This window comes from Brucella tritici (assembly GCF_008932295.1).
GTDB lineage: Bacteria > Pseudomonadota > Alphaproteobacteria > Rhizobiales > Rhizobiaceae > Brucella > Brucella tritici.
Genome location: NZ_WBWA01000020.1, coordinates 70,885 through 85,424 on the forward strand (window position 1 = coordinate 70,885; position 14,540 = coordinate 85,424).

Consider the following 14,540-nt stretch of genomic DNA (forward strand, 5'->3'; position numbering starts at 1 on the left):
TGCTGACTTGGTAGAAGGCTCAACAATTAGAGAACCTGTTCATCCATAGCTTGCAGCAATGCATGGAGTTCGAATGGCGCTTCCAGAATGTGATGCGCGCCAGCCTCGATCAGTCCCTGCCGGTTATGATAACCCCAGGAAACACCCGCCGCCATAGCACCCGCCGAACGAGCCATCTGCATATCATAAACGGCATCGCCGATAACAATCGTTCGGCTAGGTTCTATCCCCATTTCCGAACAGGATTCAAGCACCATTGCCGGATGTGGTTTTGACGGACAATCGTCGGCGGTACGCGTCACCACGAAATGATGTCCAATACCATGACGTTCGAAAACAGACCGCACACCGCGCTGGGATTTTCCGGTCACAATGCCAAGCAGGAGGTCATCCCTCGCTCCAAGCTGGGTCAGAAGCGGCAGAATTCCATCGTAAAGCGGCTCTGTAAAATCGGGGGCCTGGCGCAACATCACAAAATTTTCCTTGTAACGTTGTGTCAGCCAATGCACCTGCTCGTCCGGTTCGCGCTTCAAAAGCTTAGCAATTGCCAGATCTAGCGACAGACCGATGATTGAATACGTTTCCTCGATTGCAGGAGGTTCCAGACCAGCATCGGCAAAACTGGTTGCCATGCATCTGTGAATGAAGTCACCGCTGTCGACCAGCGTACCGTCGCAATCGAAAAGAACCAGTTTCATCGGGCGTTGGAGACCTTTGCCGGCTTGTTGATAATCATCAGTCCACAGCCGATGAGCGCCAGAGCAGCGAATATTTTCCAACTCAGAGGCTCGTTCAGAATGAGACCGCTCAATAACACGCCAAATGCAGGCGTGAGGAAGGCGAAGTTCGAAAGTTTCGACGCAGGATACCGACGCACCATCCAGAACCAGAGCGGATACGTGAAAGCCACTACGAATATAGCCTGAAAGAGGAAGGCCGATATGGACAGGACATCCGGACTGCGCAGCAACGGGCCGCTCAATGCGATGAATGGCAGCGGCACGAGTGTCGCGACCACCAGCTGATAGAGAAGCGTCTTTTCCGGGGCGGTATAGGCAAGCCGTGTTCGCTTGATAACCAGCGTAGTAAGTCCCCACAGCACGCCCGACACCAATGCAAGCATATCGCCATAGATCGCATGCGGTCCTGGTCGGCTGACATGATCGGAGAAAACCAGAAACACACCCAGAAAAGCGATGCACATGCCAATGAAAGCACGAACAGACATCCGCTCACCCAGAAGGAAATGACTCCCGATAGCGACCCAGAACGGCATGACATTCATCATGAGCGTGACACGCCCCACGCTCGTCATCTCCATCGCCAGGAAAATCAGAACGAATTCGCTCCCGAACAGCAGCCCAGCAACAATTCCGGCCCAGAGCGTGCCATCACGCTTGAAAAGCGGGATATGACGCCAATAGCACCAGAGAAAAACGCAGATGCCGCCGAGTGCCGAACGCCCCGCCGCCATTAGCATGGGATTAAATCCTCGATTGCCGATTTTGATGGCAACCTGATTGAGCCCCCAGCTGAACATAATGAACATGACCAGCATGATGGCCAGCCCATCGAACGAAACTCGTCCTTCGGATGATCCCCCCGCTTGGCCTGACATTTTTAATCTTCCGCACTTTCCTCATCAAAGCCGAGCAGATTCCACGACTGCACCATATGTGGCGGCAATGGCGCCGTCACATCGATAATGCCGCCCGACGGGTTGGGAATGCGAATACGGCGCGCATGAAGGTGCAGCCGTTTTTGAATCCCGCCCGGAAACTCCCAATTCTGGTCAGCTTCAAAATATTTGGGATCACCGATGATAGGATGACCGATATAGGCCGCATGAACGCGGAGCTGGTGGGTTCTGCCGGTATAAGGCTCCATCTCGAGCCAGGTCAGGTTGTTTCCTGCCTTCTCAATGATACGATAATACGAAACAGCATGATCGGAATCCGGTTCGCCGTGCTGGCAGACCCGCATCTTGTCTCCGTTCGGCGTCTGTTCCCGAACCAGCCATGTAGAAATCTTGTCCTCGCGCTTACGCGGAACGCCTTTAACCAAGGCCCAATATGTCTTCTTGGTATCGCGTTCACGGAAGGCGGCAGTCAGTGCCTGTGCTGCGCCACGCGTGCGCGCCACAACCAGCACACCTGAAGTGTCACGGTCAATACGATGCACAAGACGCGGCTTTTCGCCCTTCTTGTTGCGCCACGCCTCCAGCATTCCATCAACATGCCGCGTTACGCCTGAACCGCCCTGCACGGCGAGACCTGCAGGCTTGTTGAAAACGTACACTTTCGGGTCTTCATAGAGAAGCATCTGCGAAAGCACGTCGCCGTCCTGCTGGCTGCGGATTGTCCGCGCCGTAACCGGTCCGGTGGCTTTTTCATCAACGCCAAGAGGTGGAATACGAACTGTCTGCCCGGCTTGCACGCGCGTATCTGCCTTGGCCCTTGAGCCGTCGATACGAACCTGCCCCGACCGCAGAAGCTTCTGCAGATGGCCGAAACCCAGCCCTGGATAATGGACCTTGAACCAGCGGTCGAGCCGCATGCCCGCCTCGCCTGTATCCACAATCTTCTGTTCAACGCCTGCCATGGAGAAACCCGATCAACTCTTGCTATTGCGGTGCGTACGCGCGCGCCGGTCATTTAGTCCTGTCAATAGACGCGAGTTCCGACGATTGCTAGGCGGAATTCCCGAAAACTGCAATTTGGTTGCATTCGCTGAAAACAGCTCAGCTTCCACCAAAGAGTTCAATTCCGACTGCTGAATCTTCACACTCGGTTACACACGTTCTTAATTTATGGTCGATCTTGACACCCAATCGCCATTTCTTGCCGCCATCAGATATTGATAGAACAACGGGGCTATACCATTTAGTCACGTGAAATAGAACGAGCGGGAGTGCGAAAGTGTCATTGCTCAAAATCTACTGGCGAGCCATGGAATACCTTGCGGTCGAGAAGGCTGCAACGATTACCATGTGTGTCGCCAGCGTGCTGGTTGCCCTGGTTACCCTTGCCGAACCAATTCTGTTCGGTCGGGTCATTCAGGCTATCTCTGACAAGGGCGATATTTTCTCGCCTCTTGCTATGTGGGCTGCACTCGGCGGCTTCAACATTGTTGCCGCCGTTTTTGTGGCACGGGGGGCGGACCGTCTCGCACACCGTCGCCGTCTGGGCGTGATGATTGATTCTTATGAGCGTCTCATCACCATGCCGCTTTCGTGGCACCAGAAGCGCGGCACATCCAACGCACTCCATACACTGATCCGTGCAACGGACTCCCTTTTCACGCTCTGGCTCGAATTCATGCGCCAGCATCTGACGACAATCGTTGCTCTGGTGACGCTTATCCCGGTTGCTATGAACATGGATATGCGCATGTCACTGGTGCTTATCGTGCTCGGCGTTATCTATGTGATGATTGGCCAGCTCGTCATGCGCAAGACCAAGGACGGCCAGGTGGCTGTCGAAAAGCACCACCACAAGCTGTTCGAACATGTCAGCGATACGATCAGCAATGTCTCGGTCGTGCAGAGCTACAACCGCATCGCTTCGGAAACACAGTCTCTGCGCGATTATGCCAAAAACCTTGAGAAAGCACAGTTCCCTGTCCTCAACTGGTGGGCACTGGCCAGCGGCCTGAACCGCATGGCGTCGACCTTCTCGATGGTGGTGGTTCTCGTTCTCGGTGCCTACTTCGTAACCAAGGGCCAGATGCGCGTCGGTGATGTGATTGCCTTTATCGGCTTTGCGCAGCTTATGATCGGTCGTCTCGACCAGATCAGCGCCTTCATCAACCAGACGGTTACGGCACGTGCCAAGCTTGAAGAGTTCTTCCAGATGGAAGATGCCACGGCTGATCGTCAGGAGCCGCAGAACGTTTCGGACCTTACCGACGTTGAGGGCGATATCGTTTTCGACAACGTTACCTTCGAATTCCCGAACTCCGGCCAAGGCGTCTACGACGTGTCCTTCGAGATCAAGCCGGGACAAACGGTCGCTATCGTCGGTCCGACGGGTGCAGGCAAGACCACGCTCATCAATCTGTTGCAGCGCGTCTTCGATCCAGCGGCTGGCCGCATCACGATTGATGGCACTGATACGCGTACCGTCAGCCGTCGCTCGTTGCGCCATGCCATTGCAACCGTCTTCCAGGATGCAGGCCTGTTCAATCGCTCGGTTGCGGAGAACATCCGGGTCGGCCGCGAAAGCGCTACGCATGAGGAAGTGCACGCCGCAGCACGTGCTGCTGCCGCCCACGACTTCATTTTGGCCAAGAGCGACGGCTACGATACGGTTGTTGGTGAACGTGGCTCGCAGCTTTCGGGCGGCGAACGCCAGCGTCTGGCGATTGCGCGAGCAATTCTCAAGGATTCGCCTATCCTCGTTCTCGATGAAGCGACAAGTGCTCTTGACGTCGAAACCGAAGAGAAAGTGAAGCAGGCCGTCGACGACCTCAGCCATGACCGCACAACATTCATCATCGCGCATCGTCTTTCGACGGTTCGCTCAGCCGATCTGGTCCTTTTCATGGATAAGGGACATCTGGTCGAGAGCGGCAGCTTCGATGAACTGGCCGCACGCGGTGGTCGCTTTACCGACCTTCTGCGCGCCGGTGGCCTCAAGCTGGAAGACAAGGCGACCAAAGCTGTTGAGGGCAGTAACGTGATGCCCTTTCCGGCCAAGGGCGCCGTTGGCTAAACTACAAGACTTCAAATTAAAAAACCCGCGATGAGATCATCGCGGGTTTTTTCATTAAAAGCTGGAAACTTAAAGCGGTATCTCAAAGCGGAGCCCATCATATCCCGGCTCGACATTATCCGGCGTCTCGCGCAGGACAGTTTCATAATCGAGCGGGACATGCATATGCGTGAGAATGGCGCGCTTAGGCGCCAGTTTCTTGATCCATTCGAGCGCTTCGCCAAGCGAGAAATGGCTTGGATGCGGACGATATTGTAGCGCATCTATGATAAGCACTTCGGCCCCACCCAAATGCTTGAGGCTTTGTTCAGGAAAAGCGCTCACATCGGTGCAATAAACAACCGACCCGATTCGAAAGCCGAGCGATTCAATATCACCATGTACCTGACTGAACGGCTCGAAACGGATTGGGCCACCAGCTCCCTGTATGGCGAACGGTGTCTCGGGAGCTATGTCGTGCATGCTGAGGATCGGCGGGTAGCTCGATCCGGCAGGTGTTTCAAAACAATAGCCAAACGCCTCGAACAGCCGGTTACGCGTCAACCGATTTGCATAGACATCCATGAGACGACGGTTTTCAACGACATATGTACGAAGATCGTCGATACCGTGAATGTGGTCCGCATGCGGATGAGTATAAACAGCCGCGTCGAGGCTGTGCGCACCTGCATCGATCATCTGCGCACGGAAATCCGGCCCGGTATCGATCACAACAGTCGTGCTGTTGCCCGCATCACCAAATCGTTCAACCAATAGCGATGCACGACGACGACGGTTTTTCGGATTCTGTGGATCGCAACTCCCCCAATCGCCATTGATGCGCGGGACACCGGGCGATGAACCACAGCCCAGAACCGTGAAACGCAGGCAATTTCGGGGAGTAGTCACGCTCAAGCCTCCCCCCTTACGACGCCAGTGTAGGCCGAGGCATCTTTGAAAACAGCCTGAACACGTTGTCGCTCGTGATGCGCGCAACTTCGTCATTGCTAACGCCAATCGTCTCAGCCAGCATGGCAGCCGTATGCTGCACGAAAGACGGTTCGTTGCGCTTGCCGCGATGCGGCAACGGAGCAAGGAAAGGCGCATCTGTTTCCACCAACAGGCGGTCACGCGGAACGATGGTGGCTATTTCGCGGATTTCCGGCGAGTTCTTAAAAGTCAGAATGCCGGAAAAGGAAACATAGCCACCCAGTTCAATGCCTTTTTCCGCCAGTGCCCGTCCGGAAGAAAAGCAATGGAGAATAAAAGGGAAAGCCCCCTTCGCCGTTTCCTGTTCCAGAATTTCGGCCATATCGGCGTCTGCACTGCGCGCATGGATGACAAGCGGCAGCTGCGTCCGACGCGCGGCTTCGATATGAACGAGGAAACCCTGACGTTGCGCTTCCGGCGGGGCGTAGTCGTAGTGATAATCGAGACCCGCCTCGCCTATGGCGACAACCTTCGGATGTTTCGCAAGGCGCACGAGATCGTCAGCCGTAATGTCCAGTTCTTCATGCGCGTTGTTCGGATGGGTGCCGACCGAGCAATAGACGGACTCATAGGCTTCCGCGATGGCGCGGATCGTATCGAATTTGCGAACCCGCGTGGAGATCGTCACCATGCGCCGGATCCCGGCGTCGAGCGCGCGCTGCACAACAGCATCGCGCTCTGGCTCGAAATCGGCAAAGTCGAGGTGACAATGACTATCGACAAGCATCATCGAACTCAGTTCTGCTCTTCTGTTTCCACATAGCGCGGGAAAACCGGCTGCGGGGCTGGCAGATCGGTACCGCCGACAAGCTGGCTTGCCGTAACGTCAGTGAACTGACGCTTGTCGGCAGGAATAGCCAGAATGTCGAGCAGCTTTTCAGCCGACTGCGGGATAAAAGGCTGCACCATAATGCCAACACGGCGAATGACTTCAGCCGTCACATAAAGCACTGTGCCCATGCGCGCCGGATCGGTCTTGCGCAACGCCCAAGGTTCCTGCCCCGCGAAATAACGGTTGGCTTCCGCGACAACGGCGAAGATCGCGCCAAGCGCGAGATGCAACGCTTGGTCGTCCATAGCTTTACGCGCCGTTTCCAGCGCGGCATCGGCCTGATCGAGAATGGCTTTATCCGCGTCAGAGAATTCACCCGGAACAGGAACCTTGCCTTCGCAATTCTTGGCGATCATCGACAACGAACGCTGCGCCAGATTACCGAGATCATTGGCCAGATCGGCATTGGTGCGGTTAACGATGGCATCATGGCTGTAGCTGCCATCCTGACCGAACGGCACTTCGCGCATCAGGAAGTAACGCAGCTGATCCAGACCGTAGCGCTCGACCAAACCAAATGGATCGATCACGTTGCCAAGCGACTTCGACATTTTCTCGCCGCGATTGAACAGGAAGCCGTGTGCAAAAACCCGCTTCGGCAGCTGAATACCAGCCGACATCAGGAATGCAGGCCAATAGACAGCGTGAAAGCGCGAGATATCCTTGCCGATGATATGCGCGTCGGCAGGCCAATAGCCCCACTTTTCATCCGAAGCATCGGGATAGCCGAGAGCCGTAATGTAGTTGGTCAGGGCATCAACCCAGACATACATGACATGCTTCTCGTCGCCCGGCACTGGAATGCCCCAGTCGAAGGTCGTGCGCGAAATCGACAGGTCCTTCAGACCCGACTTGACGAAGCTCACGATCTCGTTGCGGCGCTCTGCAGGCATGATGAAGCCCGGATTTTTCTCGTAAAGATCGAGCAGTTTGTCCTGATAGGCAGAGAGGCGGAAGAAATAGCTTTCCTCCTCGACCCATTCGACGGGTGTACCCTGCGGCCCATAGCGAACGCCATCCTCGCGGACTTCCGTTTCCTCTTCGCCGTAATAGGCTTCGTCACGCACGGAATACCAACCGGCATATCCACCCTTGTAGATATCGCCATTGTCAGCCATCGCTTTCCAGATGGCTTGGCTGGCCTTGTAGTGACGCTCTTCAGAGGTGCGAATATAATCGTCATTGGAGCTGTTCAGCACATCGGCCATCTGCCTGAACGCGGCCGTATTGCGGTCTGCAAGCTCGCGCGGCGTGATGCCTTCCTTGCGCGCGCTCTGTAACATCTTGATGCCGTGCTCGTCCGTACCGGTCAGAAAGAAAACATCCTTGCCGTTCAGGCGCTGAAAACGCGCCATTGCATCGGTCGCGATCAATTCATACGCGTGACCGATGTGTGGCTTTCCGTTCGGATAAGCAATCGCGGTGGTGATGTAATATTTTTCGCGGCTCATTATGGACCCGGTCTTTCGAAGTTTGAAAGCGCGCCTGAATGATTTGCAGACACACGAGGAGAAAAATTATCAGCGGTGACATAACGCATGTCAGCGGTCATGTCACGCAAGCGGAGGCTGACCGAAGCGAAAAGCGCGATGCGTTTTTTCCAAGAGGATTACCACAGCTTGCCGACGGTCAAGATTGTAGGTTTCGGCATCCACGGTTTCGCGTACGAGATCGCTCCAGAAACGCGACCAGCGGTCCGCATCATGCAGTTGTCCTGCTTCTGCAAGGCGACGAGCTTCGATTGCGATGCGCCCCAACAGATGGTCACGGAACAGTTCATATTGAACCTCCGACTCACGCCCATTCAATATGCCAGCGAGCGCATGTGCTTTCGGCAAATCGAAATTCTGCCCTTCGAGAAGAGAATCGACTGTATCGGAAATTTCAATGCCGCCATTCGCCACCAGCAGAAGTGCCTTGCGTACGCTGCCTTCTGATCGCTGGAGCAGAGTTTGCGTTACGGCATCAGAATCCATTCCGACACCCGGGCCGACATGTGCCAGGGCATCCTTCAGCGCACTATCTTCGAGCGGCTTGAAGCCGATGCTTTGGCAGCGAGACCGGATTGTCGGAAGCAAACGCCCCGCCGAATGAGAAATCAGAATAAAGAGCGCACGTGCAGGAGGTTCTTCCAGAGTTTTCAGAAGTGCATTGGCAGCATTGCGGTTCATATCATCTGCAGGATCGACAATAACGATGCGCCAGGCATGGTCCGATGCGGTTCTGGTCAGAAAATGTGTGACGCGGCGGATTTCCTCCACGGGAATACCGGTTTTGAACTTTCCGGTCTTCTGATCGAATGGACGATTGATATGCAGGACAGCGGGATGCATACCGCCCGCGATTTGCCGCCAGAGTGGTCTCGAAAAATCCGGAGCAACAATATGCTCCGGCGCCTCGCTATTGTTGCCATGTGCCAGCATATGGCCTGCAAGGTGAAAGGCGAGAGTTGCCTTACCGATCCCCTGCGCGCCTTCAAAGAGCAGCGCATGATGCATACGCCCCTCGCGATAAGCTTGCGCCAGAAAATCACTGATCTCCCAGTGCCCGGCAACATAATCGCTTGCGGATGGTTCTGGCACACCCTCGATAGAATCGTGAACTTTAGGGACGTCGAGTTCCTCGATCACAACAGCCCCCTTTCCGTCAGAATAGTATCGACTTCTTTTGCGATATCGCTCGCAATCAAGTCTTGCGGACGATCAGCGTCGATTACCTTGCATCGCTCAGGCTCCGCTTCGGCGATTGCGAGAAAGGCCTGCCGTCGTGCCTCATGCACCGCAATATCTTCCTTCTCGAACCGATCCGCAGTTTCGCTGCCACGCCGTTTTCCAGCACGAGACAACCCCTTCTCTGCGGGGATATCAAGAATGATCGTCATGTCGGGCACGGCGCCGTCTATGGCAACGCGTTCTACCGCCGCCATATAGATGCCGTCGAGATTGCCGGTAACACCCTGATACGCACGGCTCGAGTCGATGAAACGGTCACAAAGAACCACCCGCCCCTCATTGAGCGCCGGGCGGATGAGTTGGTCCACATGGTCTGCTCTTGCAGCGGCGAACAGAAGGGCTTCCATTGCCGGACCATAGTTCTCCGCATTACCACTCAATATGACATGCCGAATTGCTTCCGCACCGGGAGAACCGCCGGGTTCCCGCGTGATGACCGGATCGAAGCCGCTTGACCGCAGATGCTTGGCCAGCAACGCAATTTGCGTTGATTTGCCCGCTCCTTCGCCGCCTTCGAATGTGATGAACAATCCCGACAAACCAACTTCCAAATGTTTGAATCGATGCCCGAATGGACTTCTATGAAAGTTATTATCGGCCTTTGGCTATCAGGTCGAGCCTGGAATACACGTAACGCAGGCTAAAGATATTTCCGCAGCCAACCGGTGGAAAGTTCCATTGCGGCCCCCAAGGCACGCTTCGAGAGGCTTCCTTCCTCGACAGATTGCACCGTAAAAACAGGAACATCGCGAAGGATGCTACCATTGAGCTCCAGCTGAAGAACACCGACTTGCCGGTTATCGGCGACAGGGGCGTCGAGTGGCCCCTTATAGATAATGCGGGCCTTGAGCTTGTCGCGGCCATCCTTCGGTAGCAACAGCTCGACGCGATCCTTGACCTTCAACGACACATGGGTGAGCGCACCGCCGAAAACTTGTGCCTCACCTACAATCTCACCCGCAGGATAAAGCTGAACATCATCAAAAGCCGTCATCCCCCATTGCAGAAGGCGCTTTGCTTCTTCTTCACGCTCCTTGATGCTGGCAAGACCGCTCATCGCCAGATAAAGCCTGCGGCCGTTTTGTTCTGCCGACCCGACGAGCGCAAATCCGGATGCATCAGTAAACCCCGTCCCCATACCGTCCGCCCCGACATCAAGCCGTAACAAAGGATTGCGGTTACGCTGCATGATGTTGTTCCAGGTGAAGGCAGGTTGAGCATAGTATTTATAATACTCGGGATGGGCTGTCCGGATATGTCTCGCCAATCTGACAAGATCCTGAAGCGTGACCGCCTGCCCTTCAGCGGGCAAACCTGTCGAGTTCACAAATTTGGAACCGGTCAAACCCAGTTCCTGCGCACGATCATTCATACGCTTTGCAAAAGCCACTTCGCTGCCTGCCAGTCCTTCTGCCAGTACGATGGCGCCATCATTCGCCGACTGAACAATCATTCCCTGCAGTAGATCAGCGACTGTTGGCGCCGATTTGATGCGCGCAAACATCGTCGATGTTCCCGAAGGGGCACCACCGGTTCTCCAGGCATTCTCGCTGACGATGTAAGGCGTTTCGAGTGTTGTGGCGCCTTTATCAAGGGCTTCGAAAACCACTTCCGCCGTCATCAGCTTAGCTAAAGATGCGGGAGGTACCGGGACATTGGCATTCTTCGAGAGAAGCACCGTTCCGCTTCGATCATCGAGAAGTAATACCTGTGGAGCCTTTGAAACAAACGCTGGCTCAACAGGTGCCGCCTGACTTACAACTGGCGCGAAAGTAGCTAGCGCGCCCCACACAGAGGCCGCACGCGCAAAAGCCAGTGTTTTTGAAATCAACCCCATGAAAATCCCATTACGTGAGCAATGTGACAGAGCTTACGCAACGAATCCGACCAAAATCAATATGCCAGCGCTTATCACTGTATCGTGACTGGTCAATCCAGACGAACGACAAACGCATTCTCTGCGCCTGCCTTCCAGGCCGCGCGCAGCAGAGCATCATTTCCGCCCTTCTCTGCCACGGCTGTCAGCTCGTAAGACTCACTGGTTTCGGTAGGAATCTTGGTAAGCGTAAATTTGGTCGAGCGCGGCAACGAAGCCTGAAGCTTTTTTGTTTCTTCAAGCGTCCTGAAAGTGCCAAGCTCGACATATTCGCCATGTTCCTCGGCTTCACGGCGCTTCCAAGCGCTTGATATCGCATCCTTGGTCAGGATGCCGCCATAGGTGCGCTCTTCGGCATAGGCGGTTGCGGCAAGCCGGTCAGAAGCGTAGCCCGCGAGACCGCTCACACCGGCAGCATTCGCCACCCCGAAGCTGGCTCCAGGACGATGCGACGGCACAGGAACGTTTGCTGGTAGCAACGGAGCAGCCCCGCCAGACGGGTCGCTATAAGCAGGATCGACAGCAAAAGGCGAGTTTTCAGGTATAGGCGCAGAGACCGGAACAGCGTCCATCACAGGCATAGGAATGCGTGATTTCGGCGAAGTCGGCGTCGGCCCGTTCATCGCCATCATGACACCGGTTGCAGGTTGGCCGATCGTATCGCCACCTGCCGGACGGTAAGAAGCCATCAGGAATGCGTCGTCACTACCTTCCAGCGGCGCCCTTCCAACATACTCAACCTTCACATTCGCGGTGCCGTGATGCTGGTAATCAAGCATTTCGGCAGCTTTCTGGGAAAGATCGATGACACGGTCGAATTCATACGGACCACGATCATTCACGCGCACGATGACAGAACTACCATTGGCAAGATTGGTCACACGGGCATAACTCGGTAACGGCATGGTTGGATGCGCAGCCGTCAGATGCGCCATGTCATAGACTTCGCCATTCGCTGTCAGGCGACCATGAAAAGCTTCACCATACCAAGAGGCGTGGCCGATCTTGACGTAGTTCTTATCTTCCTTGGGATAATACCAGCGCCCTTTGACCTTGTAGGGTTGCCCGGTCTGATCGCGTCCACCACCACGCGGTAAAGGCTGCCCCTTCGAAAAAGCCACACGTGGACTGGCTTTCACGCCATATTTGGATTCGGCGAAGTATTCCTTCGAGCGCTTTGTCTTCGATTTCGGCTGAGGTGCCGATGCGCAGCCCGCCAAAGCGACAGCGATAGCCATGAACGACAACATGGCGACGGAACCGCGCTTGTCGCACACCTTCACTGCCTTGCCGTTGACCGAATGTTTCAGCCCTCGTTTCGAATCCATACGCCACACGCCCGTTACTCAACAACACAACCGAAAACGCGGGTTGCGCCTTTATAGAATTTAGTGATGTCACCGATTCATTGACGGATCATTAAAGCTTTTGGAATTTTGCGTATTTTGAGTCGCATCACGTGGCATCCGCTCGACTCCAACGACCCGTATCATCTCAGCCTTGTGGAACAATCGTGCATTCAAAACGTTGAATTTTCAACAGGAAGGAGAATACAAATGCTGAGAGCAATGATCCTTTGGCTGATGGGTGTTCCACTCGTTGTCGTGCTGCTTATCTGGTATTTTTTCTTTTAGATGTGGAACGTTTGAACCTTTCAACCGTTATTCATACGGCTCTAATGACCTCCGAGCCAGTCACCTAACGTCATGGATTAGGCCCGCTCCAACAAGGCGGGTCTTTTTTTGCGCACTGAATATCACGGCCTCTTTGTCGGATCAGGCATGTAGACATTGATCGCCTTGCGCAGCAGACGGAAATGAGCTGGCGTCCAGGTAGACAGCTCGCCATCTGTGTTTACGGCACGCGGCTTCTTGGTGCGCACAATCACTTCGGTCGTCGGGAAAGCCCGTACATCATCCCACTTGGAATGCGTTCCACGGCGCAAACTTGGCAAAAGACGCAAAAGTTTCCACCAGTGGTCGACCTCTAGGCTATAAAAATCCAGTTTGCCGTCATCCACTGTAGCGTCCTTCTCGACGGCCATGCCCCCGCCGTAGAATTTTCCGTTCCCGACAGAGACCTGCAACGTACGAATTTTTTCTGTCATGCCATCATGTTCCAGATAGGCTGTGAAAAGCTCCGAACGCATGAGGATACGTGCCGCAACGATTGCATAGCCGAGTTTTCCCCACTTCTTCTTTGCCGCAGAACTGAGTTGCTGCGCCAGTTCGGCACTGAAACCGATACTCGCGACATTGAAGTAAAGATGACCGTTCACTTCACCCAGATCGATGGGCTGAACCTCATAGGAAGCAAGGCGACGCGCCGCGCCAATCGGATCGGCAGGAATGCCGATGGTTCGGGCGAAATCGTTTGCAGTCCCGAGCGGAAGAATTGCAAGTGGCAATCCCGTTTCCATCAATCCTTTAGCCGCAGCGTTCAGCGAACCGTCGCCACCACCGACAATAACGAGATCGCAATCTCTTTCACGGAGGATCACATCCGAAATCGTCTCATTGTCCTGCGGATTTCGCTCGATAAGCTGGAGACCACCACGTTCCAATGCGGAACGAATATCGGCACCGTATCCCCTGCCATTTCGGGCGTGTGGGTTCACGATAAGTAGTGCCCGGCGCTTTGTGGTCTTGCCCATAGATTTCCTGTCGTCTGCAACAGCCAGAAAATCTGACTGTATGGTAGGAGTGTCATCTGCAGATGGCCTCTCAATTCGGGATATCAATGGAACGTTTCATGAAAAATTTGTCACGATACTGTAGTGTTTCGTGAGGTCATGAGGTAGAAAGCCAAGACGAGGTCGGCTTGTCGACAAAACAGTTTGACGAGACCAGAAAGAGAACATAGTTTGGCAAAACCAACTGTAAAAAATTCTGATGCGACCTCGTCAGACGCGTCGCTAATTGACTGAAATACATTACAGTTTGCGGGTATGATGTAATGGTAGCCTGTCAGCTTCCCAAGCTGAACGCGCGGGTTCGATTCCCGCTACCCGCTCCAGCATAATCGCTCGCACAATCATCAGAGACTAGCGAATATTTTCCCCGGTTTTCGGATTGACCTTCACCTCCACTTTGGCGCCAGCCTTGGTGACATATTCGATCTCGTAATAGCCACGATCATTCCAGTCGACTTCATCGATGAAAGCCGTATCCGCATTCTGTTCGATTTTCGCGATTATTTCCGAAAGCCTGGTGCCTTCCGGTGGTGGAGCGGCATAGGCCGCAACAACGGACAAACCAAGAAACAAGGTCGTAGCAGCAAAACGCATGATTATCTCCAATGAAAGAACTCAAGGGCAAAAACGCATGATTTGCGTGGCTTTTCCCTGGGTTCTGTTGCGTTTTGATCGGCACTTGGTCCGATCGGTAAATCTTTCCCGTCGAAGGACAGATATTCGCCGC

Annotated in this window: 13 protein-coding genes and 1 tRNA gene; 2 read left to right on the forward strand and 12 right to left on the reverse strand. The window is 54.5% G+C overall.

What is annotated here, in order from left to right; translation table 11 throughout:
- Positions 1-26 precede the first annotated feature (26 nt).
- From F9K91_RS18325 to F9K91_RS18335, 3 genes are read right to left on the reverse strand one after another with little or no spacing between them, the layout of a single operon-like run.
- Positions 27-698, reverse strand: coding sequence for an HAD-IA family hydrolase (locus F9K91_RS18325; protein WP_151678392.1), 672 nt, complete (start codon positions 696-698; stop codon positions 27-29).
- Positions 695-1,618 (reverse strand): DMT family transporter, encoded by a 924-nt coding sequence (locus F9K91_RS18330; RefSeq protein WP_151678393.1) that lies wholly within the window; start codon positions 1,616-1,618, stop codon positions 695-697. The genes F9K91_RS18325 and F9K91_RS18330 overlap by 4 nt, the downstream gene beginning before the upstream one ends.
- A gap of 2 nt (positions 1,619-1,620) precedes the next feature.
- Positions 1,621-2,601 carry an RluA family pseudouridine synthase gene (locus F9K91_RS18335; protein ID WP_151678394.1) on the reverse strand — a complete coding sequence of 327 codons (981 nt, stop codon included), beginning with the start codon at positions 2,599-2,601 and terminating at the stop codon, positions 1,621-1,623.
- A 317-nt stretch (positions 2,602-2,918) separates the two neighbouring features.
- Here F9K91_RS18335 and F9K91_RS18340 point away from each other — a divergent pair, with 317 nt between their 5' ends.
- Positions 2,919-4,712, forward strand: a complete 1,794-nt coding sequence (locus tag F9K91_RS18340) for a glucan ABC transporter ATP-binding protein/ permease (RefSeq protein WP_151554885.1) — start codon at positions 2,919-2,921, stop codon at positions 4,710-4,712.
- 69 nt (positions 4,713-4,781) lie between these two features.
- Here F9K91_RS18340 and F9K91_RS18345 read toward each other — a convergent pair whose 3' ends face one another.
- From F9K91_RS18345 to F9K91_RS18385, 8 genes are all read right to left on the reverse strand, one after another.
- Positions 4,782-5,600, reverse strand: coding sequence for an MBL fold metallo-hydrolase (locus F9K91_RS18345; RefSeq protein WP_151554884.1), 819 nt, complete (start codon positions 5,598-5,600; stop codon positions 4,782-4,784).
- A gap of 16 nt (positions 5,601-5,616) precedes the next feature.
- On the reverse strand, positions 5,617-6,408 hold the full coding sequence (locus F9K91_RS18350) for a TatD family hydrolase (protein ID WP_151555017.1): 792 nt from the start codon (positions 6,406-6,408) through the stop codon (positions 5,617-5,619).
- An 8-nt stretch (positions 6,409-6,416) separates the two neighbouring features.
- A complete protein-coding gene (gene metG / locus F9K91_RS18355; RefSeq protein WP_151554883.1) occupies positions 6,417-7,964 on the reverse strand; it encodes a methionine--tRNA ligase in 1,548 nt (515 codons plus the stop codon).
- A gap of 102 nt (positions 7,965-8,066) precedes the next feature.
- Complete coding sequence (locus F9K91_RS18360) at positions 8,067-9,143, reverse strand: DNA polymerase III subunit delta' (RefSeq protein WP_151678395.1); 1,077 nt, start codon at positions 9,141-9,143, stop codon at positions 8,067-8,069.
- Positions 9,140-9,784 (reverse strand): dTMP kinase, encoded by a 645-nt coding sequence (tmk, locus tag F9K91_RS18365; protein ID WP_151554881.1) that lies wholly within the window; start codon positions 9,782-9,784, stop codon positions 9,140-9,142. Before tmk ends, F9K91_RS18360 begins: the two co-directional genes overlap by 4 nt.
- Before the next feature lie 101 nt (positions 9,785-9,885).
- Positions 9,886-11,082, reverse strand: coding sequence for a D-alanyl-D-alanine carboxypeptidase family protein (locus tag F9K91_RS18370; protein ID WP_151554880.1), 1,197 nt, complete (start codon positions 11,080-11,082; stop codon positions 9,886-9,888).
- Positions 11,083-11,174: 92 nt separating this feature from the next.
- On the reverse strand, positions 11,175-12,449 hold the full coding sequence (locus tag F9K91_RS18375) for a septal ring lytic transglycosylase RlpA family protein (RefSeq protein WP_151554879.1): 1,275 nt from the start codon (positions 12,447-12,449) through the stop codon (positions 11,175-11,177).
- Between the two features lie 428 nt (positions 12,450-12,877).
- Entirely contained in the window at positions 12,878-13,774 is an 897-nt protein-coding gene (locus F9K91_RS18385) for a lipid kinase (protein WP_151554878.1), read from the reverse strand.
- Between the two features lie 288 nt (positions 13,775-14,062).
- On the opposite strand from F9K91_RS18385, the gene F9K91_RS18390 reads away from it, so the two are divergent.
- A tRNA-Gly gene (locus tag F9K91_RS18390) sits at positions 14,063-14,136 on the forward strand.
- A gap of 28 nt (positions 14,137-14,164) precedes the next feature.
- On the opposite strand, the gene F9K91_RS18395 is transcribed toward F9K91_RS18390, so the two are convergent.
- On the reverse strand, positions 14,165-14,407 hold the full coding sequence (locus tag F9K91_RS18395) for a PepSY domain-containing protein (RefSeq protein ID WP_151678397.1): 243 nt from the start codon (positions 14,405-14,407) through the stop codon (positions 14,165-14,167).
- Between the last annotated feature and the right edge of the window lie 133 nt (positions 14,408-14,540).